The organism is Mediterraneibacter sp. NSJ-151 (assembly GCF_022487435.1).
Classification (GTDB): Bacteria; Bacillota; Clostridia; order Lachnospirales; family Lachnospiraceae; genus Schaedlerella; species Schaedlerella hominis.
Window position 1 is genome coordinate 1 of sequence record NZ_JAKVPP010000006.1, and the last position, 24675, is coordinate 24675.

Annotated in this window: 30 protein-coding genes; 26 read left to right on the forward strand and 4 right to left on the reverse strand. The window is 38.5% G+C overall.

Translation table 11 applies throughout. The annotated features are described in order from the left end of the window. Nucleotides 1-144 precede the first annotated feature (144 nt). A complete protein-coding gene (locus LQE94_RS07380; RefSeq protein ID WP_240577331.1) occupies nt 145-1563 on the reverse strand; it encodes a GGDEF domain-containing protein in 1419 nt (472 codons plus the stop codon). Between the two features lie 450 nt (nt 1564-2013). Between LQE94_RS07380 and LQE94_RS07385 the strand changes: the two genes are divergently transcribed. The 7 genes from LQE94_RS07385 (at nt 2014) to LQE94_RS16325 (ending at nt 7139) form a co-directional block, all read left to right on the forward strand. After that, nucleotides 2014-4563, forward strand: coding sequence for a PAS domain-containing hybrid sensor histidine kinase/response regulator (locus LQE94_RS07385; RefSeq protein WP_240577332.1), 2550 nt, complete (start codon nt 2014-2016; stop codon nt 4561-4563). Nucleotides 4564-4593: 30 nt separating this feature from the next. Further along, nucleotides 4594-5073, forward strand: a complete 480-nt coding sequence (locus tag LQE94_RS07390; protein ID WP_240577333.1) for a CHASE domain-containing protein — start codon at nt 4594-4596, stop codon at nt 5071-5073. A gap of 293 nt (nt 5074-5366) precedes the next feature. Next, complete coding sequence (locus tag LQE94_RS16530) at nt 5367-5774, forward strand: MATE family efflux transporter (RefSeq protein WP_330638906.1); 408 nt, start codon at nt 5367-5369, stop codon at nt 5772-5774. A 3-nt stretch (nt 5775-5777) separates the two neighbouring features. Beyond that, nucleotides 5778-6035: a maltose acetyltransferase domain-containing protein gene (locus LQE94_RS07405; RefSeq protein WP_240577334.1), complete on the forward strand. Its 258-nt coding sequence runs from the start codon at nt 5778-5780 to the stop codon at nt 6033-6035. Between the two features lie 46 nt (nt 6036-6081). Then, a complete protein-coding gene (locus tag LQE94_RS07410) occupies nt 6082-6243 on the forward strand; it encodes a hypothetical protein (protein ID WP_186864415.1) in 162 nt (53 codons plus the stop codon). Nucleotides 6244-6293: 50 nt separating this feature from the next. Then, on the forward strand, nt 6294-6800 hold the full coding sequence (locus LQE94_RS07415; RefSeq protein ID WP_240577335.1) for a YunG family protein: 507 nt from the start codon (nt 6294-6296) through the stop codon (nt 6798-6800). A gap of 204 nt (nt 6801-7004) precedes the next feature. After that, the gene (locus LQE94_RS16325; RefSeq protein ID WP_330638907.1) at nt 7005-7139 is read left to right on the forward strand and encodes a hypothetical protein; all 135 of its coding nucleotides are present in this window, start codon (nt 7005-7007) and stop codon (nt 7137-7139) included. A 103-nt stretch (nt 7140-7242) separates the two neighbouring features. On the opposite strand, the gene LQE94_RS07425 is transcribed toward LQE94_RS16325, so the two are convergent. Beyond that, nucleotides 7243-7905, reverse strand: coding sequence for a Crp/Fnr family transcriptional regulator (locus LQE94_RS07425; protein ID WP_118225547.1), 663 nt, complete (start codon nt 7903-7905; stop codon nt 7243-7245). A gap of 160 nt (nt 7906-8065) precedes the next feature. Here LQE94_RS07425 and hcp point away from each other — a divergent pair, with 160 nt between their 5' ends. The 8 genes from hcp (at nt 8066) to LQE94_RS07465 (ending at nt 14773) form a co-directional block, all read left to right on the forward strand. Then, nucleotides 8066-9670 (forward strand): hydroxylamine reductase, encoded by a 1605-nt coding sequence (hcp, locus tag LQE94_RS07430; RefSeq protein WP_240577336.1) that lies wholly within the window; start codon nt 8066-8068, stop codon nt 9668-9670. A gap of 84 nt (nt 9671-9754) precedes the next feature. Further along, nucleotides 9755-11266, forward strand: a complete 1512-nt coding sequence (locus tag LQE94_RS07435; RefSeq protein ID WP_186864419.1) for a DUF438 domain-containing protein — start codon at nt 9755-9757, stop codon at nt 11264-11266. A gap of 281 nt (nt 11267-11547) precedes the next feature. After that, complete coding sequence (locus LQE94_RS07440; protein ID WP_330638914.1) at nt 11548-12417, forward strand: MFS transporter; 870 nt, start codon at nt 11548-11550, stop codon at nt 12415-12417. 312 nt (nt 12418-12729) lie between these two features. Then, complete coding sequence (locus tag LQE94_RS07445) at nt 12730-13146, forward strand: DUF4143 domain-containing protein (RefSeq protein ID WP_330638908.1); 417 nt, start codon at nt 12730-12732, stop codon at nt 13144-13146. A gap of 5 nt (nt 13147-13151) precedes the next feature. Beyond that, complete coding sequence (locus tag LQE94_RS07450; protein ID WP_276312714.1) at nt 13152-13733, forward strand: DUF1294 domain-containing protein; 582 nt, start codon at nt 13152-13154, stop codon at nt 13731-13733. A gap of 129 nt (nt 13734-13862) precedes the next feature. After that, nucleotides 13863-14117: a helix-turn-helix transcriptional regulator gene (locus LQE94_RS07455; RefSeq protein ID WP_276312715.1), complete on the forward strand. Its 255-nt coding sequence runs from the start codon at nt 13863-13865 to the stop codon at nt 14115-14117. Continuing rightward, the gene (locus tag LQE94_RS07460) at nt 14107-14565 is read left to right on the forward strand and encodes a DUF6773 family protein (protein WP_330420173.1); all 459 of its coding nucleotides are present in this window, start codon (nt 14107-14109) and stop codon (nt 14563-14565) included. The genes LQE94_RS07455 and LQE94_RS07460 overlap by 11 nt, the downstream gene beginning before the upstream one ends. Nucleotides 14566-14611: 46 nt before the next feature. After that, entirely contained in the window at nt 14612-14773 is a 162-nt protein-coding gene (locus LQE94_RS07465; protein WP_240577439.1) for a hypothetical protein, read from the forward strand. A gap of 166 nt (nt 14774-14939) precedes the next feature. Here the strand turns inward: LQE94_RS07465 and LQE94_RS07470 are convergent, their stop codons facing one another. Then, the gene (locus LQE94_RS07470; RefSeq protein WP_240577340.1) at nt 14940-15317 is read right to left on the reverse strand and encodes a hypothetical protein; all 378 of its coding nucleotides are present in this window, start codon (nt 15315-15317) and stop codon (nt 14940-14942) included. Between the two features lie 511 nt (nt 15318-15828). On the opposite strand from LQE94_RS07470, the gene LQE94_RS07475 reads away from it, so the two are divergent. The 3 genes from LQE94_RS07475 (at nt 15829) to LQE94_RS07485 (ending at nt 17559) form a co-directional block, all read left to right on the forward strand. Beyond that, complete coding sequence (locus tag LQE94_RS07475; protein ID WP_118688658.1) at nt 15829-16212, forward strand: GntR family transcriptional regulator; 384 nt, start codon at nt 15829-15831, stop codon at nt 16210-16212. Then, entirely contained in the window at nt 16206-16664 is a 459-nt protein-coding gene (locus tag LQE94_RS07480) for an ATP-binding cassette domain-containing protein (RefSeq protein ID WP_240577341.1), read from the forward strand. Before LQE94_RS07475 ends, LQE94_RS07480 begins: the two co-directional genes overlap by 7 nt. A 286-nt stretch (nt 16665-16950) precedes the next feature. Continuing rightward, a complete protein-coding gene (locus LQE94_RS07485; protein ID WP_117802443.1) occupies nt 16951-17559 on the forward strand; it encodes a DUF6664 family protein in 609 nt (202 codons plus the stop codon). A gap of 52 nt (nt 17560-17611) precedes the next feature. Here LQE94_RS07485 and LQE94_RS07490 read toward each other — a convergent pair whose 3' ends face one another. After that, complete coding sequence (locus LQE94_RS07490; RefSeq protein ID WP_015513363.1) at nt 17612-17863, reverse strand: helix-turn-helix domain-containing protein; 252 nt, start codon at nt 17861-17863, stop codon at nt 17612-17614. A 132-nt stretch (nt 17864-17995) separates the two neighbouring features. Between LQE94_RS07490 and LQE94_RS07495 the strand changes: the two genes are divergently transcribed. The 8 genes from LQE94_RS07495 to LQE94_RS07530 all read left to right on the forward strand — a co-directional run bounded on the left by LQE94_RS07495 (nt 17996) and on the right by LQE94_RS07530 (nt 24599). After that, nucleotides 17996-18346 (forward strand): hypothetical protein, encoded by a 351-nt coding sequence (locus tag LQE94_RS07495; protein WP_117802442.1) that lies wholly within the window; start codon nt 17996-17998, stop codon nt 18344-18346. 118 nt (nt 18347-18464) lie between these two features. Beyond that, a complete protein-coding gene (locus LQE94_RS07500) occupies nt 18465-19235 on the forward strand; it encodes a phospholipase D-like domain-containing protein (RefSeq protein ID WP_015513364.1) in 771 nt (256 codons plus the stop codon). A gap of 13 nt (nt 19236-19248) precedes the next feature. Next, complete coding sequence (locus tag LQE94_RS07505; RefSeq protein WP_117802441.1) at nt 19249-20028, forward strand: hypothetical protein; 780 nt, start codon at nt 19249-19251, stop codon at nt 20026-20028. 257 nt (nt 20029-20285) lie between these two features. Beyond that, nucleotides 20286-21194, forward strand: coding sequence for a ParM/StbA family protein (locus tag LQE94_RS07510; protein ID WP_158293346.1), 909 nt, complete (start codon nt 20286-20288; stop codon nt 21192-21194). Continuing rightward, nucleotides 21182-21475 (forward strand): hypothetical protein, encoded by a 294-nt coding sequence (locus LQE94_RS07515; protein ID WP_055155764.1) that lies wholly within the window; start codon nt 21182-21184, stop codon nt 21473-21475. The genes LQE94_RS07510 and LQE94_RS07515 overlap by 13 nt, the downstream gene beginning before the upstream one ends. Before the next feature lie 218 nt (nt 21476-21693). Then, entirely contained in the window at nt 21694-22266 is a 573-nt protein-coding gene (locus tag LQE94_RS07520; protein WP_055155765.1) for a hypothetical protein, read from the forward strand. Between the two features lie 75 nt (nt 22267-22341). After that, nucleotides 22342-23643, forward strand: coding sequence for a DNA (cytosine-5-)-methyltransferase (gene dcm / locus LQE94_RS07525; protein WP_255786097.1), 1302 nt, complete (start codon nt 22342-22344; stop codon nt 23641-23643). Between the two features lie 5 nt (nt 23644-23648). Beyond that, nucleotides 23649-24599, forward strand: coding sequence for an amidoligase family protein (locus LQE94_RS07530; RefSeq protein ID WP_081019500.1), 951 nt, complete (start codon nt 23649-23651; stop codon nt 24597-24599). Nucleotides 24600-24675: the final 76 nt, after the last annotated feature.

Genomic DNA, 24675 nt, shown 5'->3' on the forward strand with positions numbered 1-24675 from the left:
CTTGACATGCGTTTTAGTAACTGTTATATATAAACAAAGGGCGAAAAGCTGATTTTTCAAGCCTTTCGCCCATCATTATCATAGAAGAATCTAATTTACAGACTTTTCTTCATAGTCTCGTTTTTCCTGCGTGAACAACCAGCACTATCGTCCACCGCTTTCATTATAAAAGCGTTCTTTACTTTCATACATTCTCTTATCTGCGGCTTTTGAAACCTCATACACGCTATTCCAATTTCTCTCTGTACTGAAAACCCATCCGTATGAGACACTCATTGAATCCACAAATTCACCGCTCCAATTTGCCACATGAACATCAAAACTATGTCTTATATCTTCAAACTGCTCAGTCTTCTCTGTAATGATAACAACAAACTCATCACCGCCGACTCTGTATACCTTCCCATATTCATTAAAGCTGTTCTTCATGCAATCTGCCGCTGCACATATAAGTTCATCACCTGCCGCATGTCCATAAGAATCATTCGCCCGTTTCAATCCGTTCAAATCCATGGACATATATATCCACGAATCACTAAGCTTAAGCAGATTTATATCATTCTCGTATGCTCGCCTATTAAAACATCTGGTAAGTTCGTCTGTATTTGACGTATATATCAATTTCTCTTTTTCTAATCTTTCTTTTAAAATTTTCGAAAACATATATGTTATACAACATGATGCTAATACCAGATATGCACCTACTATAAAAATTGCCATGATACTTCCTTGCAAATAAAATGCGTCCTCTACTGTTACAACAACAATATATTTATCATCCTGCTGCGCCATACATCTACAACGTTTTCCGTCCACTCTAATATGGGTTGCGCTTGCATCATCAACACAGAGATTATCCAATGACATTCCAATTTCATCCAGATTTTTTCCGATTTTATTGCTGTCTGTTGCACCGTTGATAACCTGAGTATCCTCATCCGCAACAACAATTTCCATACCTTTATATACCGGCATTCCAGCCACTACACTAGAAACTGCATTCTGCTTCATCTCTTTAAGAAGTCGCTTTGGCTCAATCCCAACCTGGATCATCTTCGTCCTATCCTCATTCCAGGTAATTGCATACATCATTTTCTTACCTTCAGAAGTATTCGGAGTAACATCCTGGCACATTGTCAACGATTTATTCTCCAACATCGGCTTAAAATATCCTATCTGTGCTCCGGAATTAAAGCTATAACCGAAATACTTTGGCAGCGAACCGCTATAAATACATCCCTGCTCATTAAACAAATGTATCTCATCAATCGCCATCAACTTTGCAATTTTCTGCAACTCATCAACATCATATTCAACTTCCGGCTTGGCATCGATAATATAAGACACCGCCTCAGCTCTTACAATATAATCATCCTTCAACGATTCGATAAGCTCTGCCTTACTTTTATCATTTTTATCAAGCACAGTAATCACACGATCAAGAAGCACCTTCGATGTTCTATACGCATTCTTATCATTAACATATTTCAAAATATTTTCTTCAAGTAATAACGCAATAACAATTATTGCTATAGATAAAATTACAACTTTTCTCTTCTTCATACTTTCTTTTTTATTGTGTTCTCCATAATGTAATTTTCCTCGCTTTTTCAATTCCATTTTGTAGATTTGATCAGGTATAAAAAAAGTTTCAAAAGGAAATGTATTATTTTTAGTATAAAATAAAAACGCAGAAGAAGTGGTTCCTTTTCGTGAAAGAAGGCTTTTTCTGCGTGAATAAATCGTATGAAATTTTATGAAAGGAAGAAGATATATAATAAGCAATAAGACAAGACCGATTTGTAATAGACTTACTTCAAGAAAAAATGTATAATAAGAGAAAAAGATTCGTTAGCAAATCAGCCGAAAGTCTGAGACACAAAGTATAAGAGTTGCAAAATAGCAGCCAGTTACAACGTTTAGGATGCATTGTCTGAAAAGGCAATGCGTTTTTTGTTTCAGAATATTGATTGGGGACAGGCAGCTAATAATTATAAATTGGGGAAAAGTGATATGAAAGAAAATAGAGATGATATAAAAAGTCAATTGTATTACATGGATGAAATCCTTCATAAGATTTCTTCTATGAGTCAGGCAGAGAATGAAAAACAACTGGACAATATGACATTATCTATGCTGAAGAGCATTGGAAAATATACAGCAGCAGACAGAGCGTATGTTTTTGAATGGAGTTCAGAAAAAAAGGAAAGTTTTAAAAATACATTTGAATGGTGTGCCGCAGGAATCGAACCACAGATACAGAATCTGCAGGAAGTTCCTGTCTGCCTGATGCAGAACTGGGTAGAAACATTTATCCAGAAGAAAAATATCATCATTTATGATCTGGAAGAAATCGCAAAAGAAACTCCACAGGAATATGAAATTTTAAAGCCTCAGAATATTCATTCCCTGATTGCTATGCCGATTTATACAAATCATAAATTTATCGGATTTATCGGATTGGATAACCCGAATCTGAATCAGGATAGGATGTCCATGAATCTGTTATCTGATGTGGGATGCCATCTGGGAAGTGTTCGTGAAAACCTGAGAATGATGAAGGAACTGATGATAAAGAACAGGATTTTGTCAGGACTGAGCCGTGATTATACGACAGCTTTTGTTTTAAATCTGGATACGGATGAGTATGAGTTTGTATTTAATCAGAAGACAAATCATGCCCAGAAACATGAAGAGCTCAGAGCATTTTCAGATTATGTGGATGCATATGCTTCTACATTTGCACTTCCGGAATTTCGTGATGTAATGCGTCGGGAACTGGACCGTAACGAGATTAAAAAGCATTTTGAAACAGAAGACGAATATCATTTCTCTTTTGAGACGTCACCAAATGCAGCAGGGCTGTCCTGTTTTCAGGCACATATTGTAAAAGAGTACGAGGAAGGCAGCCATTTTGCGTTCCTTGGTTTCCGAAGTATAGATGAGATCGTACAGAAAGAGCGTTTTTATAAAGATTCTTTGCAAAAAGTAAATCAGGCACTTAAGCATCAGCTGGACATGATCACATCTGCACTGCCGGGTGGTGTGAAAATCAGCAATGATGATCCGGAATATTCTTTTAAGTATGTTTCAGAGCATTTTGCACAGATGCTGGGATATGATACTCCGGAGGAATTGATGGAAGCTTCTGGAGGGACGATTGTTGACCTGGCGCATCCGGACGATCTGGAACAGGGAATTGCACAGGCGTTGGAGCAGTATAGTAAAGCGGATCATTATGAAATCACATATCGAATGAGATGCAAAAATGGATCTTGGAAATATATTGAGGACAGGGGACACAAAATCCGCAAACCGGATGGAGTAATCGAACACTGGAATCTGATTCTGGATAAAAATGAACTGGTGGAAAAAACCATTGCCCTGGAAAGCGAGAAAAAAGCAAACCAGAGTAAATCGGATTTTCTTTCCAGAATGTCCCATGATATGCGGACACCATTGAATGGAATTATCGGACTTATGGATATCTGCATGAAGCACCCGGAGGACAGAATATTGGTGGATTCCAGTCGTCTTAAGGCAAGAGTAGCGGCAGACCATCTGTTGTCGCTGATCAATGACACGCTGGAACTGAGTAAACTGGAAAATGAAGAGGTAAAACTGGCTAAAGAAGATTTTTATCTGCCGGAGCTGCTTCATGAGGTGGAAACCATTGCACAGATGAGGGCAGATGAAGAGTGTATTACGATTCATTTTATGGATGCTCCTTATTCGATTCCATATCCGAATCTTATCGGAAGTTCCCTGCATGTAAAACAGATATTTTTAAATTTGATCACAAACAGTATTAAATACAACCATAAAAATGGAACTGTGGATTGCTACTTGAAAGAAGAGAAGGAATCCGATGAAAGAGTGCTGGTAGATGTGACTATAAAAGATACGGGAATCGGAATGTCAGAGGATTTCCTGAAGGATATATTTCGTCCATTTGTTCAGGCTGATCAGGGAGCAAGATCGCAGTATAAAGGTACTGGACTAGGCATGGCGATTGTAAAGGAACTGCTTGATCGCATGGGTGGAACCATTCAGATTGACAGTGTGGAAAATCAGGGCACTACCATACATGTGGTCATACCTTTTGAAATAGCAGAAGAACCTGCAGCTGTACAGGAAATGTCTGAGTTACCAAAGGAAAACCTGTCCGGGTGCCGTATTCTATTGGCAGAGGATAACGAGCTCAACAGGGAAATTGCGGCATTCCTTCTGAAAGATGAGGGAATTTCCGTCACAGAGGCGGAAGATGGACAGCAGGCAGTGGAATGTTTCCTAAAAATGCCGGAAGGATATTACGATGCGGTTCTAATGGATATCATGATGCCTGTGATGGACGGATATCAGGCAGCTAGGGCGATTCGTGGCAGTGGAAAGAAAGATGCAGAAATGATTCCAATCGTTGCCATAACAGCCAATGCTTTTGCTGAAGATAAAAGAAAGACGATGGAGGCAGGGATGGATGCGCACTTGTCAAAACCTTTAAATGTACAGGAACTGATGGATACAATCCGAAAATTCTGTGCTGGTAAGCAGATATGTCAGTGACCGAGAAGAGAATAACAGAGGGATAGCAGAATGAAAAAGGACAGCGAACTATATAAAAAGATAAGAGTATATTGCTATATTGTTGGATTGATTGTTTTTCTGACAGCATTGATTGTTGGCGCTTTTCTGCTTCATAATTTGGAAAAGGATGAAAAGACAACCGGAAAATATATGGCACAGATTACTGAGAAAAGAGTCAGGGCAAGACTGGATCAGTATAGCATGCTCTCTGCTCTTTTGGGAAATTATATCAGTGCAGGAGAGAATCTGGATGAGAATACATTTTCTGAACTGGCAGAAAAGATTCCTAATGAAGATGGAGTGATAAAGGCATTTGAACTGGCACCTGAAGGGATTGTTACAGACATTTATCCGAAACAGGGAAATGAGGGGGCTTTTGGACTGGATATGCTGCAGGAACATGAACGGAAAAAGGATGCAATTCTGGCAAGGGATAGCGGGAAATCAACCTCCGACAATTATGATACCTTAATTATATCAGATATATGATTTTACGACCACTTTTTCAGTGGCGTCCTTTAGGTGGTGAGTAATAGCAAATTTGTCTCAGTGGGAGTCCAATCTCCGACTGAGATAAACGCTCCGCGAGGATGCGCAGTGATTCTGATAGGAATATGTCAGCTTCGCTGACCAGAATCACGCGCCAAGTCTCACGGACGTTCGACTTGAATTTTATATTGTGCACAGAAAGGAAAAATTGTAGATGGGAAACGAATTCACAAATAAGATTTTGAAACTTGCTCTGCCCATTACAGCACAACAATTTATGTTAGCACTTGTAAGTGCATGCGATACTTTTATGTTGGGTATTAAGATATGTATTCATAATTTCCATTCTCTTTCTGCTTGCAGCATTCTTTATTCCTGAAACGCTCATGCGACTGTTTACAAACGATACTATACTGATTGATTATGGTATTAAGTATTTGAAAGTGATTGGATTATCCTATAACTTTTCAGGAGTTCTGCAGGTTTTGCAGGGAATCTTGAAAAATTGTGGTTATGCAGGTAGATGTACCATGTGGTGCTTTGCAGTTCCACTGGGATGTATCGCAGCATTTGTATTTAAATTGCCGATAATGATGGTGTATTTTGTCTTAAATCTGGATGAACTGGTAAAACTTCCGGCAGTATTTAAACATTATAAACAATATAAATGGTTAAAAAATTTAACAGAAATGGAGAATTAAATTATGGATATGAAAAAAAGAAGAGATATGCAGCTTGCTTACATTTCAGATGAAGCGGTTATGGAAGAACAGAGGATATGTAGAAAAATTTTGCAAAAACTTAATTTTGCAGATCGGTCGGATTTTGATGGGATTGCAGAAATAGTAAAAGAACTTTTGGGAAAATCGGAAGGTGCATGGATTAACCCACCTTTTTACTGCGATTATGGTTCGCATATAGAAGTAGGTAAAAATTTCTTTGCAAAATATAACAGTTATTAAATTTCTTAAAACAAGTGAAATCTCAATCGGGATTTAAGGAGGTCACATGAGTTTTACGATGTTATTGCTTCTCGCATACATAGTAATGGGTGTGGGAAGTTTTATCGCTTTTAAGCGAAAGCACAAAGCAATTGGTATAGCATTGCTGCTTGTAATAGTGCTTAGTATCTTGATTTTGGGATACATGTGGATTCATTCGCCAATGTAACAACTTCAAGTTTTTAGAAATGATATAGCTTTGATATGAAAGGAAATCCTATGAGTGGTGCAATAAAAAAGGCTTTGGAAAATTTGGAAGAAATAGTGCCGGCTGGTGCTGATGGTTCTTATTATCAGGGACAGAAATTGGCTGAAAAAAGATGTCAGGAAGTAGCTGCATTCCCCGGGATTGATACATTACATAAGTTGTATGCAGTGTTGAGAAAAACGTGGACGGCAGAGACAGCATATCCGTCATGTCAGGCAGAATGGGTTTCGACCGATCCTTCCTATGGGCAATGTGCTATTACAGCAATGCTTGTTTATGATATGTTTGGAGGAAGTATTCATCGTATCAGAGTGAACGGAGGAGGAACACATTATTTCAATAAAATTGATGGATGTTATGTCGATCTTACCCGTGAGCAATTCGATTTATACGATATTCCGATCGTATACGAACCTAATGAGCAAATGAAAAGAGAGTATTGTGGAAAGAATCCTGACACTAAAGGGCGATACCATCAGTTGCAGAAAAATATTATTCGTTATTTAAAGATTGAATGAAATTCAAGTGAACGGAGGCAGTGAAATGGATATATCAAAAGCAGACTGGAAACTTTATCGTGAGCGTGTCTCAGACTGGCAAGAACATTATATGGAAAAACTCACAGCAGAATATGTAAATTACTAACTTCTCCCGGCAACGCATCAGATCATTTTTGGGAACTGGAAAAAAGAATTAAGCAGGATAAGAAACATCCAGGAGTTTTGATTGAACTTCGCAAATCCACAGCTATATGGGATATTGCATATTTTGTAAGAGATAAAGTGATTACAATGGATGAACTGGAAGGATTCAGTGAGGACTTGATTGATGCAGTAAAGTTGATTCTAAGCAGGTAATTATTGACCGGATAATAAAGTCGGAAAGGGATGGTATGAATATGAGCGATACTATAACAGAAAAAAAGACAGCGCACAATCAACAAATTCAGCTGATAACCAGCTAATACTTCAAAGAGAAGGTGTTTTTCTTGTAAGAGAGGACACCTTCTTTTTGTAATTTGCTTAATTCATTAGATAGAGCACTTCGATCTGCATTCAGATAATCTGCCAGCCCTTGCCTATCGTAAGGGATTGTAAATGTGTTAGAGCCGGCATGCATAGATTCGCCAGACAAGTAATTAAGTATCTTGTCACGTAAATTTTTCTTAGAAATATGATCTATTTTGTTCATCAATCTTACATTTTTTCTTGCTATTATCTCTAATAGGTTATGAATCAATCTTGTATGGAAACTGCAAGATGAAGAACAGGTTGTAATAATATGATTTATATTGAAAAGCATGACGGTGAGATTTTCATTGGCAATAACACTGATTTGAGCAGGAACACTGCTGATGCAGGCATAGCTTTCGCCATAGAGCATTCCTGATGACAGCTCTGTAATAATATTGCGATTCCCCCAGACATCATCATTTATTATGAGAGCCTGACCAAATAGAATCATGCCGATAGTTTGTACCTTATCGCCACTTCTTAGCAGGTATTCACCTTTTGAATAATTTTTAATGCTGACAGATAGACATTTAAGCATTGGAAGAATTTCTGCTTCTGAAATTCCTTGAAACAAAGGTGTATTCGTTAAGATGTTCATATATTTTTCCATGAGTTCTATAATCCTTTTTTTCATCTTTTCCATAGTATATCACAAAAATCGAAAACAAAACAAAAATGTTGTCTGGACAACGGAATAATTGTTGTGAGTTTGATATAGTACCATTAAACAACAAGAAATAATGAATAAAGCAATAGATAAGGAGAAAAACATGGAAAATAAAATGTTTTGTTATCAATGTGAACAGACCGCAGGATGTACAGGATGTACCGGAAATGCAGGAGTATGCGGAAAGTCCGCCAATACTGCAAGATTACAGGATGAGCTTACAGGAGCATTAATCGGACTTGCTCGTGCAGTCGAGGGCAATGAGCACCTTGTAAACGAAGAGATGAATCAATTAGTTCTTGAGGGATTGTTTACAACCGTTACAAACGTAAACTTTAATGATGAGACATTAAAAATTTTAATTTATAAGATAGAAAATGAAAAAAAGAAATTAGTACCAAATTGCTTTACATGTTCCGGCTCATGTGGAAGAAACGATAATTTTGATATGAATACTCTCTGGACTACTGATGAAGATGTTCGTTCCTTAAAATCCTTAATACTTTTTGGGATTCGTGGAATGGCTGCATATGCATATCATGCAAGTGTACTTGGATATACCGATGAAACAATCAGCAAATTCTTCTATAAGGCACTTTTTGCAGTCGGAATGAAGGATTGGGGAATGGATGAACTACTTCCTATTGTATTAGAGGTTGGAGAAGTGAATTTAAGATGTATGGAGCTTTTAGATCAGGCAAATACTACAACTTATGGAACTCCTGTACCAACAACAGTACCTCTTACAATTGAAAAAGGACCATTTATTATTATTACCGGTCATGATTTAAAAGATTTACAACTTTTATTAGAGCAGACAAAAGATAAAGGAGTCAATATTTATACACATGGTGAAATGCTCCCGGCGCATGCATATCCAGAATTTAAGAAGTACTCTCATTTAAAGGGGAACTTTGGTACAGCATGGCAGAATCAGCAGAAAGAGTTTGATAATATTCCTGGAGCAATTCTCTACACGACGAACTGTCTTATGCCTGTAAAACCAAGCTATGCAGACAGAGTATTTACAACAGAAGTTGTATCTTATCCGGAAATGGTACACATAGGAGAAGAAAAGGATTTTACACCGGTGATTGAAAAGGCACTCGCCTTAGGTGGATATACCAAAGACCAGCATATGACTGGAATTAATGGTGGAATACAGGTGACAACTGGTTTCTCACATGGAACTGTATTATCTGTAGCAGATCAGGTGATTGAAGCAGTAAAGAATGGAGATATTAAACATTTCTTCCTGGTTGGTGGATGTGATGGAGCCAGAGTAGGAAGAAACTACTACACAGAGTTTGTAAAACAGTCTCCTGCAGACAGCATTATTTTGACGCTTGCATGTGGAAAATATAGGTTCAACGATTTAGATTTAGGAACAATCGGAGGACTTCCGAGAATCATGGACATGGGACAGTGTAATGATGCTTATAGTGCAATCAAGGTCGCAATCGCTTTAGCAGAAGCATTTGAATGTGATGTAAATGAACTTCCGCTATCGATGGTACTTTCATGGTACGAGCAGAAGGCCGTATGTATTTTACTTACACTTTTCTATCTCGGAATCAAGAACATTCACCTCGGACCAACATTACCAGCATTTATTTCGCCAAATGTGCTGAATTTCCTAGTAGAGAATTATGGGATTTCTCCAATTAGTACACCGGAAGAGGATCTAAAAAAGTTATTAAATAAATAATCAGACGGGAACGGAAAGAGACAGATTTACAATTGTGAGATAGATTTTTCTTAAAACAAAATAGGGGAAAGGCGGTAAAATATTATGAGTAAAAAAATTGATTTAAACTGGTCGGTGTATGATATTACGAAAACTTATCCAGAAGTGATTGATATTATGGCAAATCTTGGGTTTGATGAAATTAAGAAGCCGGCTATACTAAACTCCGTTGGACGAATTATGACAATTCCTAAGGGTGCAAAGGCAAAAGGAATTTCGATTCCGGTTGTTATAGCAGAACTGATAAAAAATGGTTTTGAAATTACTGGTAATATGCCAGATATTTCTTCTATGGGGAGCAAACAATTTCAAGCCAAAGAGACTGGCAATACAGTATTACTGAAGGATTATTTAAAGAGACTTGGAAATGGAGAAGATTTAGAAAGTGTTAAAAAAGATTTTGTCCAGAATTTTTCTGATGTAGATGCTTCTGAAATTATGAAGGCAGAGCAGGAACTTATAAAAGAGGGAACGCCTATTACAGAGGTGCAGAAACTGTGTGATGTGCATAGTGCATTGTTTCATGGCTTAACCAAAGAAGAAAAAATAGCAAATGCTGAAAAGGCAGTCGAAGAATCTTTAAAAAAGGAAGAAACATCCGAAATGACAACTATGACGGATGCATATGTCAGAAAACATGAGCTTGCAAAAGCACTCAGAGAAACAAAGGGTCATCCTCTTTATTCTTTTACAGAAGCAAATGAGAAGTTTAGCAAAGAAATAGCAGATATTAGAGGTGCACTGGAAAAGGGCGAAGATGTAAGCAAAAAAATATCAGATTTTAGACAAATAGCAATACACTATGCAAAAAAGGGTGATTTGATTTATCCACTCCTTAAAGTTCGCTATGAAATATCAGGACCATCGTATGTTATGTGGTCTGTTGATGATGAAATCAGAGATGAATTAGCGGCAATAGATAAGGAATGCAATCATGACGAAGAATGGATTAAAAGAGTACAAGCTGTTTTAACAAGAGCGGATGAAATGATTTATAAAGAGACTAATATACTGTTCCCTATCTGCGCAATGAATTTTACAGCCGAAGAATGGTATGAAATCTATGAAGATGCCAAAGACTATGCATTAGTGTATGGCATTGATAATAGATGGGAAGAAGCAGAAAAATATGTGCAGGATAAAAAGAATCGTCATGAGGCGGCTATTTATGAAGGTGAAATAGTAATGGGCGGTGGACATATGAGTGCAGCACAGTTGGAAGCTATGCTTAATACGTTGCCAATAGAGATTACATTTATCGATGATAATAATATAAATCGTTTCTTTAATGAAGGAGCGAAAGTGTTCAAACGCCCTGGCATGGCAATTGACAGAGAAGTATTCTCTTGTCATCCGCCTAAGATAGAACCAATGGTTCGCTCCATTATAGAAAGTTTTAAAAATCATACTCGTGATAGCGTTCCGGTTTGGATGGAAAAGCAGGGAAAACCATTTTTAGTTACTTATTATGCAGTGAGAGACAAAAAAGATAATTATCTTGGAACTGTAGAAGTGGTACAGGATATGCAGTTTGCAAAAGAGCACTTTACAAGTTAAAACGCATAAAACCATAGATTGTAATCGAATAAAAAGGGAAATATTCTATGAGGTGTCGGATAAAACTGACACCTCAATGAGATGAATAAAAAGAATAAAGTAGAAAAAAGCGGTAGAAAGAACAGTATGTTCTGGAAGAGGTGAAAGATTTTCACCAGTATACAGATCACATTGTATTTATAGATTCGTCACCGGATGAGATGAAGTATTACAGTATTTTACCGAATTATCATATGTCGGTAAGAAATCAAAACCTTCCGGATTAGAAGGAACTGGTATCTATTCTTGGTAAAGGAGACAGCGCTGTTGGATATTCTGCACTTGCGAAAATTATTGCAGTGATTTTTGTAATTACTTCTATTATTACTGTTGTATTTGTAAAAGACCGCAGCTGTCAGGAAGCGAAGTCTGGTAAAGAAGCAGAAAGACTTACAATCAAAGACGCGCTTCATGTTATTGGCGGAAATGATCAGCTGAAAGTATTTATCGGAATCGTGCTTTGCTACAACCTTGTTGTACAACTTGCCGGTGGTATTGCAATTTATTACTTCAAATATGTAACCGGAAATGAAGGCTTATATCCGATCTTTACAACTGCAGCACAGTTTGCAGAGATTGCAGCTTTGTTCCTTTTCCCAATCCTTTCTAACTATTTTACAAAGAAACAGGTATTTGCAATTGCCAGTTTCAGCCCTGCAATTGGTCTCGCAGGAGTTGTACTTTGTGGATTCTTTGCACCACAGAACATGGTAATTGTAGCAATCAGCGGTATCTTCTATAAATTGGGTTCTGGTCTTACATTAGGAGCAACAACCGTTATGCTTGCTGACGTCATCGACTATGGGCAGGTAAAATTAGGAAGTAGAAATGAAAGTATTATCGCTTCATTCCAGACACTGCTTGTTAAGACCGCATCTGCAGTATCTGCCTGGCTGATCGGTGTAGGACTTACAATTGTCGGCTATGTAGCAAACGCAGAACAGAGCGCGTCTACAATCATGGGAATGCGAGTATTAATGGGGGTTGTACCTTCTGTAATTACAATCCTTGCATTTGTGATCTACGCAAAAGGCTACAAACTGGAAGGCACTTATCTGGAAGAGATCATGGAAAAAGTAAAAGGTAACAAAACGGAAGAAACAGAAGAATAGAAAATAGGAAAATGGAATCGCAAGTGCCTGTCGGTCATGAAAAATATAATAGAAATATCCGATCAGCACCGCATGGTGTTCATAATCTAATCCCAGATTCATTGCAGCAAAGCACAATACAAAACTATACAAGGTGTCAGGCACCAATGTGGGCATAAAGGTGGAAGCAATAGTTTCCACCTTTTTCCATTGAAAAAGTGTGGGAAATGTCTAGGAAATCAAAATTAAAAACTAATACCAAAAAATGAATAATTTTAAAAAAGTGGGAATAGAATTAAGGTCGAGGACAGACAGTATGATTACGTTAGGGATGTGTATTCAACCATTCTTATCAGAAATTTGGTTGAAAAGTATAAGATAAGAAATAAATCAGAGTTCACCAACATATCTGAATTCATGATGGATAACATCGGTAATTTACTTTCGCCTAATAATATCAGCAAAACTTTAAAAAATGACCAGAGCGAGATAATCAGAAAGACGGTGTCAAAATACATTGGGTATTTGGAAAATGCATTTCTGTTCTATGAGGCAAAACGCTATGATTTAAAAGGGAAAAAATATCTGGCAAATAATAGTAAATATTATCTTTGTGATACATCATTTCGTTATGCAGTCAATGGTACACGAAACATGGACTTTGGAAGAGTTTACGAAAATATTGTTTATCTGGAGTTGCGTAGCAGAGGATATGAGGTATATGTGGGACAACTTTATAAAAAGGGGTGAAGTGTTTGGGAATATTTGAATACTACCTTATTGGGGTTAATATAATTGGATTTTTTCTATGTCTGCTTAATATGTTTTTATATTCGCATACCGAAAATGCACAAATTGATGCTATTTTAACTATCGGGGCATTAATTGGTGGTTCTGCAGGAATATTGTTGGCAATACTGCTATTTGATCGTAAAACTGTCAAAGACAATATGATGTCAAGAGTGTTTATCGTATGTGTATTTGTGATACAAGTTATAATATTATTGATGGTAAAAGGACATCATGCAGATCACATAACACTGGCATTTTGGGAGTTTTTTGCAAAATATAAAATATTACTGATATACTTAGCTGTTATCAATTTTATAGCTTTCGTAGCTTATGCGATGGATAAAGTTAATGCAGCCAAGCATCGTTCAAGAATTAAAATTGTAACATTACTAGGTTTAGCATTTGTTGGTGGTTCGGTTGGCAGTTTATTGGCAATGTATTTATTACGTCATAAAACAAGGAAAGATTATTTCACTGTTGGTGTTCCATTAATAATGGTAATGCAAGTAGTGGTGATTTTTTACGCAATGAATGCAGGATGGTAACAAGGAGTATCTTTTGACGATAGATTAAGCTCTTGCCATGAGGGACACAAAACGTGAGTTTTCTAAACTCATCGGATTATTGGTAGTTGTCTTGATATATAAGACAAAAAGTAAAATATAATTGACATTATGAAAAAGAAGTGTTACTTTATAAATGGAGGTGAACATAAAGTGGCAAAAAATATTGCGATAAAAGTGGCAAGGGCTGAAAAGGATATGACACAAAAGGTCTTATCAGAAGCTGTTGGTGTTTCAAGGCAAACCATAAATGCTATTGAAAAGGGAGAATATAATCCTACAATAAAACTGTGTCGTAAAATTTGTCGTGTATTAGATAAACGTTTGGATGATTTGTTCTGGGAGGATGAAGAGGATGAAAATTAGGAAAATGAAAAGTAATTTAGATGAACGCCAGGAACTAAAACTTCTTAAAATTGAACATAATGGATGTTGGATTGCTTTTTGGGGCTTGCTGATTGTAATGTTAATACAAATGATAGTTGGGAATGACAGTATCAAGAATCTTGCCGGAGAATGGGTTGTATTTATGAGTCTTGCATTATATCTTTCAATTGATTGTGTGCGCAATGGAATTTGGGATAGAAAATTGAAACCGAATCTCAAGACAAATATCATAGCCAGTAGTATTGCGGCAGTGTTGACAGGGATTATATGGTTTAGTGTTTCCTATCGGAATTACCATAAACTTATTGGCTCAATTGCAACTGGAATTATTATGTTTGTGCAGGTGGAAATCTTATGTTTATTAGTATTAATGATATTTTCTAAAATATATAAAAGAAGAGTACAGAAACTTGAGGAAGATGATTGATATATGAAGTAGAAAGTTGTGGAGAAATTTATAGTATGAATGATAAATGCGTAGTATTAAACGCAAAGAAAATGAATTTTATACTGGAGGCAAGGAAGACAGAGAAATTGTATTGATTCTTGCATGTATCGGTATCAACTACCTTGGAAAATTATTTGCTTCCGTATTAAAATCGCCATTGTGGTTAGATTCAATAACATTTAGTTAAGAAAAAATCAACATTATTTTAAATTAATACTTGACAGAATCTCTAAAGTATGAGGCCGCCTTATTGATGAAATATCAATAAGGCGGCCCTTGTAGTTAGAACTATATCTATTTCAACTACAAGGAGAACATTTATGAGAATTATTCCATCAACTATCAAATCAAAATTACTTAAGTTGACCACATTGGAGTCTACCACCCGGAATATCTGTTAGATATTGCAATGTGATAGTTCCAACTTGTACCTGTTGATTTGTTAAAATAATGGGTTTTGTTTGTTTCCGGATAGGGAAAATAGCATATATATCAGGGGGATTTTGAGTGGTTAAAGGAGAATCTATTTTTAGAGGATTTTCTCCATTGGAGTATACTGTATTATATTCTTGTAGTGACAAAAAATCATTATCTGTTGGTTGTGCGGAGTATGTTTTATTATAATTTGGGATTGATAGGTTATCTTGAGAGTTTGTTTCGTGTGCATATGTTGTCATGGAAGATGATAAAAGTAATAAAAATGCGGAAAATAAACATATAACCTTTTTCATATAAATTCTCCTTTCAATAAAAAATTTGATTTGATTTTTCATGACTTCCAATGGAATCACCTATCTTTTAATAATAAAATGTTGATTTGAACAATTAAAAACTGTTTATATACATAATGATACTAGAATTTTCTGTGAATTGTCAATGGGATTTACTACATTGAATATATAGAACCACATTGGTGCCTGGCATAATCTGCGATCTGCAGTAGGAGAATTCATCTTCACACAAACGTAAGCACCGCATCTTTAATTTTCTGATAATGCGATTCATAAATTACTATTTTTCCATGCTCAGTTGCAATCAGTTCCTCTGCGTACAGAGAGTTCATGTTTCCCCGGTTATTGACCTGTCAGATGTGTAGAATAAAACTGAATATGAAACTAAAACACGAGCAGTTAGTCTATGAAAAATAGATTAGCCGCTTTTTATTTTTTAAAGGACAAACAGTATATAACAGTTGACAACAGTGTTGTACTGTTATATACTGTTTACAACAGGAGGGAACATATGAAGATTATAATCAATAATTCATCGATGGTACCAATCTATGAACAAATTATGGAGCAGATCAAAGCACAGATTATCTCCGGAGAATTAAAAGAAAATGATATATTGCCGTCTGTGAGAACGATGGCAAAGGAACTGAAGATCAGTGCACTTACCGTGAAGAAAGCATATGACAATCTGGAAGCAGAGGGCATGACTGTCACAGTTCACGGGAAAGGAACGTATGTAGCGGCATCGAATACACAGCTGATGGAAGAGGAGCGTAGGAAAGAAGTTGAGGCGGATTTGGAAGCAGCAATTCAGAAGGGAAGGCGCTGTGGAATGAAAGAAGAGGAGATTCGTTCCTTGTTTGAACTCATCATGGAGGATGAAAAATTATGTTAGAAATTAAAGGGGTAAAGAAAAGCTACGGCGAATTTCAGTTAGACTGTTCGCTAAATGTGGAAAAAGGAAGGATTACTGGTTTGGTCGGAGAGAATGGGGCCGGGAAGAGTACTTTGTTCAAGGCAATGCTCGGACTTATTTCTTATGATGGCGGCGAGATAAAGATCATGGGAAAAATACCCGAAGAGTTAAATGAAAAAGAGAAAGAAGAACTTGGAGTCGTTCTGGCAGAAGCTGGCTTTAGCGGATATTTGAAAGGGAAAGATGTCGAGGCAGTCCTTGCCAGATTATATCCAAGGTTTGAAGCAGAAAAATTCCATCAGATGTGTGAAAGATATCAGATTCCGTTGAATAAATTTATAAAAGAGTATTCAACAGGGATGAAAGCAAAATTGAATCTGATCGTTGCATTGACACATCAGGCAGAATTTTTAATGCTGGATGTAAAATGAGGTATAGATGGTAGGCGTGTATGGAGTGTATACAGTTTGCTTTTAGAGGAAAATAGGTACATGATACACAGATAATGGAAAAGAATGTGTATTCAGTTGAATATAGAAATAAGTAGTAGGTATGAAAGAATAAGATTCTTCCATGCCTTTTTTTATTATAAAGAAAGGATAGGTTGCACAGTATCCGCCCGGTCATTTTAGTAGATCTGCTGAATAGCTTTCTCCCGGAAGTGTGGTATAGTCTTGTGCTTGGAACAGGGAAACGACACAGAAAGGAGAAAACGATATGTCAGTACAGCCAGATATCATCTGGAACGAGCAATGTCTGGGGATACGGATAGGAGAACAGGTATGTATCTATCTGAAAAAGCATAATGCGGAATACCAGAGACTGCAAAAGAAAATACTGGAACTTATAGAGAAGTATCCAGTGATAGAAACATTTATGGAAGCGGCTCAGTCAATCAGTCTGACAGCAGACGAACATCAGGCACTGCACCAATATTTCCAACTGGAGAACGGAAAGGAAATGATAGAAGAAGAATATCATTTCTATATGGGACAGGCACAGATGATTTCGTATGGTGCCATGCTTGGAAAAATCAAAAAAGCAGTGTCAGGAAAGGACGAAAGTGATACAAAGAAATTACTGGAACTGCTAATGGATACCTGGATTGATGAGGTAGAAAATGAACTGAAAGAAAATGCAGTGTACCAGAAAATGCTCGAAAAAATATCAAAATATGAAGATCAGGTTCAGGCAATGGGACTTGAAAAAGAAAAACGAAAAATGATAGATGCATACGTTACGAAAGTAAATGAGAGATGGATTCTATATGCGGAATCCTTGTATCAGGCTGGTATGCAGAAAATCCTGGAATTACTGAATCTGTAAAAGAGACGGATAAAATGGGGAAGCACGAAAGACACTTCCCCATTTGTCACTTCTATTCATCTTTGCCATCAATGAGAAATATGTATGAAACCTGAAAGATTTCAGCAATGGCTTTTAATTCAAGATCAGTGACATAACGCTTGTTTGTTTCGATTCTGGTGATTACATTTTTATCCATATCGTAACCAGCTAACTGGAGTTTATAGGCAAGATCACGCTGAGACATATTGTGGGTCTTGCGAAGTTCAATCAATCGCTGGCTAATCAGATTCTTCTCACCAGACTGTGTCCTTGGCTTTGGCATCTTAAATCTCTTCCTCTCTGGTAAACAGATGGTTTGTCTCACTTTTTGCACCATCTGTATTGATTTTAACGATTGGACAAGGTAGAATCGGTTGTAAAAGTGAGACAAGGACAGAAGAGAAGGGAGAAATATATGGAGCAGGCAAAAATAGAACAGCTTGCATTTTTATATTTATGCAGCGAGCATGATAAAAGGTTATTGCTGAAAAAAGAAAAAATGCCGTTAGCTGATTTTGACAGGTTGACCTACTTGATTTACCATTTAGGTTTTAAGGAATATCATATAAAAGTATGGATGGAATTTGCTGGGGACTTCCAAAAGGAATGGGATTGCCTGGAAGCACTTCAGGAAACAGGTGGGCGTGTTGGAAACATAGATAGTACAGAATCAGAAGTTAAACTCCATGAGATGTGGATTCAGGATTTTTGCAAAAGCACACCAAAAGAGATCGGAGAGTGGATACAAGACCTAGATTATAAATAAAAAATATGATATCATTAGTGGTAGAAATCGAATTTTGTTAGGAAATGACACAATAATGAGTAGTGATAAAGAAATTGCTCATAGCATTGCGATATATATAAAGCTATAGGGGGATGTTATGACAGAACAGCAGTATAAGGATTTATTGATAGCAACAGCAAAGATGAGTGATTATGAGCATAAAGATGAGGTGGTGGAGGCGCTTAAAGTTGCTTCTGTTTCATTTCAAAAGGAATGGGCTTTTACATATCATTTGCCTGATCATCGTCAAGAGTATATTATTATTAGCGTTGTTCCAGATAAATTAATTGTCTTGAAAGAACATGAAGATTTTGTTGATGATTTGTGCAAACAGGTTTATGAACCAAACGATTATAATGAGTATAGCGGATTGGTATTAAAACCCGGAATACTTAATATTGCACCAGAAGAAGTAAGCCAAGAGATACTTTTTGATGATATACAAAATCGGATAATTGATGAAATTCGAGAAGCAAAGTTCTCAATTTGGATAGCAATGGCATGGTTCACCAATAAAAAAATATTTGATGAATTATTGAAAAAAAGAAATGAAGGGTTAGATGTAAAAATTATTATTGATAATAATCGTGTTAATAAGGAGAAACCTTCGTTCACTTTGGAAGATCACTTTGAGGTTTATCGGGTGGATGTGATGTCAGAGCGGTACAAAAATATAATGCATAGGAAGTTTTGTGTGATCGATTTAGAAGTTGCAATGCACGGTACTTTCAATTGGACAAACGCTGCAAACTATAATAAGGAACATTGGGATGTAGATCATAATAGAGAAACAGCAAAAACATTTGCAGAAGAATTTGTGAAAATGAGAAGAGATGCTGAATTGTCGATGTTGTGGCTTGATTTTTGAATGGAGTATGTTCATGGATTTAAAAGAATTTTATTTTCAAAATATAAAGGAATCCGAATACCATTATCGTTTTCTGGAATCTGTTAAAAAGGTAAATTATACATATAATATTTTTTATGGTGAAGAAGAAACTCAGAATTATCAATTTGAGATTTATGATGTTGAAGAAGCAATAACGAAATTTAAAGAACTGTGTCAGCCAGATGTTGATTTTTCAGGTGAAAATAAATGTTGGTTTTATCTAATAACATATTATCTACATATGCTCGGTTATGAGATAAAAGAGTTTCCTAGAATACTAGCAAGACCCCCTGTTGATCCAACAGACTTTACATATAGAGATATTAGAAATCGAATTATTGCTCTAGGTGGAGATGATAATGGAACTGTTCGTTATGCGACTAGAAGAACCTTTGTAGCAGATCTGACATTTGAGCAAAAGTCTTGTAATATTGAAGTGAACGATTCTATAAATCAGAAATTTATTGAAATTTCTACTAGACAGGCATCTTTCAATAGTATGCATATAGATGAAAAAATTGCTGAGATTGCAAACCTTATTGAAAACCTGTTGAAACAAGATGGAAAATTTATCACACCAGAATATGAAGATGTATGTTGTGGCTTCATTGACGATACGATAGTAAAGAATTATAGAAAGAAAATGCAGTGCTTTAGACATTGCACAGATGAAGCAATAGAGGAAAGAAAGACATACTCCGAAGAACAAAAAAAATTCCTTGTTGATTATGGACTTACAATGGTAAAAGCTATTCATGAATTGGTGAAATAAAGAATAGTAACATAGGCAGCTAGTAGGAACATTTTAAAGCAGTATTTATGTGCTACAAGAACAGAAATAGAGAATCCAAGTTATAAATTAATTAAAAGTGATAGCATACAGTTATGCATATTTGTTTGTAAATATACATAACTGTATTTTTTATTACGGGCAGGGCTCTTCGGGGTTCTGCCCTTTTTCTCTTTTTCCAGACCGAAAGACCACCTGCTGGAAAAGAACAAAGAAAACCAGAAAGGATGTGGTGACTTATCATTATAGGAATTGACCATGGATATTATGCCATCAAAACTCCCCATGTGTGCTTCCCGACAGGATTGACCGGGTATGATTACGAGCCGTACACCATGCAGAATGTCCTGCAGTACAATGGGAAATTTTATGTGTGTGGAACCGGGCGGCAGACGCTGGTGAGAAGCAAGACTTCCAATGACAATTATTATCTTTTGACAATGGCAGCTATTGCTCAGGAAATCCGCTATCGCCGGGGAGAGAGGAAAACAGATGTGGTTCTGGCAGCCGGCCTCCCACTGGCAAGTTTTGGCAGGGAGAAAAAAGGTTTCCGGGAATATCTGTTTCGGAAAGAGCAGCCTCTGCGTTTCCGGTACGAGGATGAGAGCTATGAGATCCGGATTCAGGATGTAAAACTGTTCCCACAGGGATACTCTGCCCTGGCTCTTCACCCGGAATGTGTTCGGGATGAGCCTTCTGTTCTTCTCGCAGATATCGGTGGCTGGACCGTAGACCTGATGCGGCTGGACAACAGTGTTCCAAATGCCGCTACCTGCCGCAGCCTGGAACTTGGTGTGATCCGGTGTGTGGATGAGATCACCGAGCAGGTACGCAGAAATACCGGACTGTCTGTAACGGATATTCAGATCGAACGTGTTCTGAACGGCCAGAGCTGCAGCATGGACCCGGCCGCAAAAGAAATCATTGTCCGGCAGGGAAGACTCTACACGGAGAAAATACTGTCTGCAATTATGGAAGCCGGGTTCGATCTGAAGGCAATTCCGTCCGTGATCATGGGCGGCGGAGCCAGCATTCTGAAACGGCACGTGACACCGCAGGACAGGCTGTGTCGGCAGATTTACCTGACAGACATACACGCCAATGCTTCCGGCTATGAGCGGATTGTGGGGCAGATGTGCGCGAAGTAAAGAGACCCGTTTTCTCGTTCCGCCTGAACCTTGATAACCCAGATCACAAAAAGGCATGGGAGATCCTGCAAAGTGTTCCAGATGGACAGAAGAGCAGCTATCTGGTTCAGGTGATTTTAAAAGATCAGGAAAACAACCAGCTGGAGAAAAGCATCCGGCAGGCAATCCGGGAAGAACTGGCAGGTGTTTCCATTTCTGGCTCCGGGGAGAGGGTTTCAAAAAAGGAAGAAATCCCGTCCCAGATGCTGGATTTTCTCTCCGGGCTTGAGGATGCATTCTGAAAAAGTCAAGTCTTTCCTGGTGATAAAATAGCCAAATTTCAAGCAGTCAAATTAGTATAAATCACGGATTTTTGAAAGGGGTGATGCCTATTGAATGTTATTGGATCTGCATCCTTTGGGAGCTTTTGAGAGCCTCATATTCGTTGGGTATTGTGAATAGCTTTCTGTCATGTTTTAGGGTATGTTGTATGTAGAAAAAAGAAAGGAGAACGAACACAATGGAGATGAAAAACATATGCGGAAAAATTCCGGTAGAGCTGCATGAAAAGCTAAAACTGGAAGTCGAAGAGTTAGGAATCAGCATACCAAAATACCTTGAAATGGTAATCGAAGAACACATGACAAGAAAAGGAGAAAAGACGAACATGGCAGATTTAAGAACAGTAGCAGTACAGGTAACCGAGGATTTATTTTCCAGACTGAAAGCAGTCCTCGCCAGGAATGGCATGAAACAGAAAGACTTCTTAATCGGGCTTATCGAAGATGCAATCGAAAAAGAAGAAGCCAAATGGAAAGCAGAGTCAGAGGAAGCCGAAGAAACAGAAATGGAAGATCCTGAGACTGCGAAATCAGAACCGGATGAAGAGTCAGCAGAACCTGAAGCAGAAGAGCCTGAGACAGAAGCACTGGAAGCTGAAACAGACGGAGAAATGACAGAACCGGACGAAGCTGAAGCAGATGAAGAGCCGACAGAGCCAGAAAACGAAGAGCCAGCGGAAGCAGAGCCAACAGAACTGGAAACCGAAGAAGCAGAAGAATCTGAGCCAGAGGAAGCGGAATCAGAAGAATAGACATCACAAAACAGAAACCAAGAGACGGAAACGGTGCAGAGAAATCTGCACTGTTTTTTTCACAGCGAAGGGAGGCTGATAGCCGGAACAATTCGATTTTTTGACCTGTTCAGTGGAATCGGAGGATTCCGAGAAGGGCTGCACAGGGCAGGGGGCTTCACCTGTGTCGGACACTGTGAAGCAGATGCATATGCAGACCACAACTACCGGGTGCTGTTTGATACGGAAGGAGAGTGGTTCTGCAATGACGCAAGAAATATTGAAACAGAACGAATGCCGGACTTTGATCTTTTATGTGCGGGATTTCCTTGCCAGGCATTCTCAATCGCTGGACGAAGGGAAGGATTTGCCGATGCAAGAGGAACCCTTTTCTTTGAAGTTGCCAGACTGGTTGCAGACAAACGACCTGCGTATTTTCTCCTTGAAAACGTACCCGGTCTGCTTTCGCATGACAAAGGGCGGACGTTTCACACCATCCTCAGTACGCTATCTGAACTGGGGTATCATGTCGAATGGAAAGTGCTTAACAGCAAGGATTTCGGAGTCCCCCAGTCAAGGAAGCGGGTGTATATTGTCGGATATCTTGATGGAAGATGTGCCGGAAAAATATTACCTTTCCCAAAAGCAAATGGAACAGCTCTTATACAAGTCCATGCTGGCAAACAGGGAGAAAGAGTCTACGCAGAAGAAGGACTGAGCTGCACGCTGACCAGCGGGGCTGGTGGTATGGGCGGCAAGACCGGATTATACGAAGTCGGTATCCCAATCAAGGAAAACACCCGAAAAGGATACAAGATGGCCTACGAGGGGGACAGCATCGATCTCGGATATCCGGGAATCAACAGCCGCAGGGGAAGAGTCGGGCATGAGATCGCCCATACCCTGACGACCGGAAACCAGCAGGGAACACTGCATTTTGTAGATATCTCCCCTCTGCCGCTGGTGACAGACGTTGCAAGATGTCTGAATACCAGACAGGATTCCAGCATCCATAACCACAGGGGCGAAAGTTCCGGGGTGCTGGTGGAAGAACCGCCAAGGGCAGTGCTGACACCGGCCAGGGAAAAAGTCCGCCAGAATGGAAGAAGGATGAAAGAACCGGAAGAGCCAATGTTCACCATTACGGCAACTGACCGTCATGGAGTGATTTACCACGGCAGAATCCGCAGGCTGACGCCAAGGGAGTGTCTGCGGCTGCAGGGATACCGGGATGGTCAGATTTCCAAGATGGAAAAAGAAACATCGGATAACCAGCTTTACAAGCAGGCCGGTAATGGTGTCACTGTCAATGTCATTGAAGCAATAGGCAGAAATTTGAAAGCAGTAGATGAAGAGATCCAAAGCGGCTCACCTGTTCCAGAAGCGAAGGGTGGGTGAAGCAGATCGACCTAAAAGACCAGTATTTTGGTACAGAGATTGAGATGACAGGTATCAGCCGCTATGATGCGGCTGTTGCGATTGGAAGAATGTTCGGAACAGAGCCATATCATATCCGTTCTTACGATTCCTGGTGTGTAAAAGATTCAGATGGAAAAACGTGGAAATTTTCAAGGGACAGCAGTATCGACTGTGAAAGGCTGGCAAATGGTACTGTAATAGATGCCGATGGAGATTATTCGACAGAAATGGTATCCCCGAAATTGGAATATTCGGAAATGGGGAAACTCCAGGAAGTGGTGCGGTGTGTCAAAAACGCAGGTGCTTTTGTCAATTCATCCTGTGGCATGCATGTCCATGTGGACGCATCCAATCATACACCAAGGAGTCTGAAAAATGCACTGACGATCATGTACTGCAAAGAGGATATTCTGTTCAAAGCCTTAAATGTACAGACGAGAAGGGAAGATGAGTATTGTCAGAAAGTCCGTCCTATGGTAGTGGAGAAGATCCGCCGGATGCCAAACAGCACCATCACGATGGAAAAATTCAAAAGGGCATGGTATGAGGGAAATGACGGAAGCTCCGAGCATTACAACTGGACAAGGTATTATGCCTTAAACCTACATGCTGTTTTTTCCAAGGGAACACTGGAATGGCGTTGTTTTGAAAGCACCCTCCATGCAGGAAAAGTCCGGTCAAACATTACGCTGGCACTTGCCATATCCGCACAGGCGGTCAACCAGTCCTGTACCCATGCCAAAAAGACGGAGATCGGGGATAACCCGGCATTTACATTCCGTACCTTTTTGCTCCGTCTCGGACTAATCGGGGACGAATACAAAAATGTGCGGAAGCATCTGCTTGCTAACCTCGACGGCGATAAAGCATGGCGGTATGACAAAAGCACATATGCCTGTCTGCAGAAGCCAGGACGGACAGAGGACGCAAGATAACAGAATAATGAGAACAGACAGGCCGGGTGGGAACATCCGGCTGTTCTTATGAGAAATGAAGAAAAATAAGAAAGAG

Coding starts and splice junctions, on each gene's coding strand:
- LQE94_RS07380 (WP_240577331.1), bottom strand. CDS start 1,563: ATGAAGAAGAGAAAAGTTGTAATTTTATCTATAGCAATAATTGTTATT.
- LQE94_RS07385 (WP_240577332.1), top strand. CDS start 2,014: ATGAAAGAAAATAGAGATGATATAAAAAGTCAATTGTATTACATGGAT.
- LQE94_RS07390 (WP_240577333.1), top strand. CDS start 4,594: ATGAAAAAGGACAGCGAACTATATAAAAAGATAAGAGTATATTGCTAT.
- LQE94_RS07405 (WP_240577334.1), top strand. CDS start 5,778: ATGGATATGAAAAAAAGAAGAGATATGCAGCTTGCTTACATTTCAGAT.
- LQE94_RS07410 (WP_186864415.1), top strand. CDS start 6,082: ATGAGTTTTACGATGTTATTGCTTCTCGCATACATAGTAATGGGTGTG.
- LQE94_RS07415 (WP_240577335.1), top strand. CDS start 6,294: ATGAGTGGTGCAATAAAAAAGGCTTTGGAAAATTTGGAAGAAATAGTG.
- LQE94_RS07425 (WP_118225547.1), bottom strand. CDS start 7,905: ATGGAAAAATATATGAACATCTTAACGAATACACCTTTGTTTCAAGGA.
- hcp (WP_240577336.1), top strand. CDS start 8,066: ATGGAAAATAAAATGTTTTGTTATCAATGTGAACAGACCGCAGGATGT.
- LQE94_RS07435 (WP_186864419.1), top strand. CDS start 9,755: ATGAGTAAAAAAATTGATTTAAACTGGTCGGTGTATGATATTACGAAA.
- LQE94_RS07455 (WP_276312715.1), top strand. CDS start 13,863: ATGAAAAAGAAGTGTTACTTTATAAATGGAGGTGAACATAAAGTGGCA.
- LQE94_RS07460 (WP_330420173.1), top strand. CDS start 14,107: ATGAAAATTAGGAAAATGAAAAGTAATTTAGATGAACGCCAGGAACTA.
- LQE94_RS07465 (WP_240577439.1), top strand. CDS start 14,612: ATGCGTAGTATTAAACGCAAAGAAAATGAATTTTATACTGGAGGCAAG.
- LQE94_RS07470 (WP_240577340.1), bottom strand. CDS start 15,317: ATGAAAAAGGTTATATGTTTATTTTCCGCATTTTTATTACTTTTATCA.
- LQE94_RS07475 (WP_118688658.1), top strand. CDS start 15,829: ATGAAGATTATAATCAATAATTCATCGATGGTACCAATCTATGAACAA.
- LQE94_RS07480 (WP_240577341.1), top strand. CDS start 16,206: ATGTTAGAAATTAAAGGGGTAAAGAAAAGCTACGGCGAATTTCAGTTA.
- LQE94_RS07485 (WP_117802443.1), top strand. CDS start 16,951: ATGTCAGTACAGCCAGATATCATCTGGAACGAGCAATGTCTGGGGATA.
- LQE94_RS07490 (WP_015513363.1), bottom strand. CDS start 17,863: ATGCCAAAGCCAAGGACACAGTCTGGTGAGAAGAATCTGATTAGCCAG.
- LQE94_RS07495 (WP_117802442.1), top strand. CDS start 17,996: ATGGAGCAGGCAAAAATAGAACAGCTTGCATTTTTATATTTATGCAGC.
- LQE94_RS07500 (WP_015513364.1), top strand. CDS start 18,465: ATGACAGAACAGCAGTATAAGGATTTATTGATAGCAACAGCAAAGATG.
- LQE94_RS07505 (WP_117802441.1), top strand. CDS start 19,249: ATGGATTTAAAAGAATTTTATTTTCAAAATATAAAGGAATCCGAATAC.
- LQE94_RS07520 (WP_055155765.1), top strand. CDS start 21,694: ATGGAGATGAAAAACATATGCGGAAAAATTCCGGTAGAGCTGCATGAA.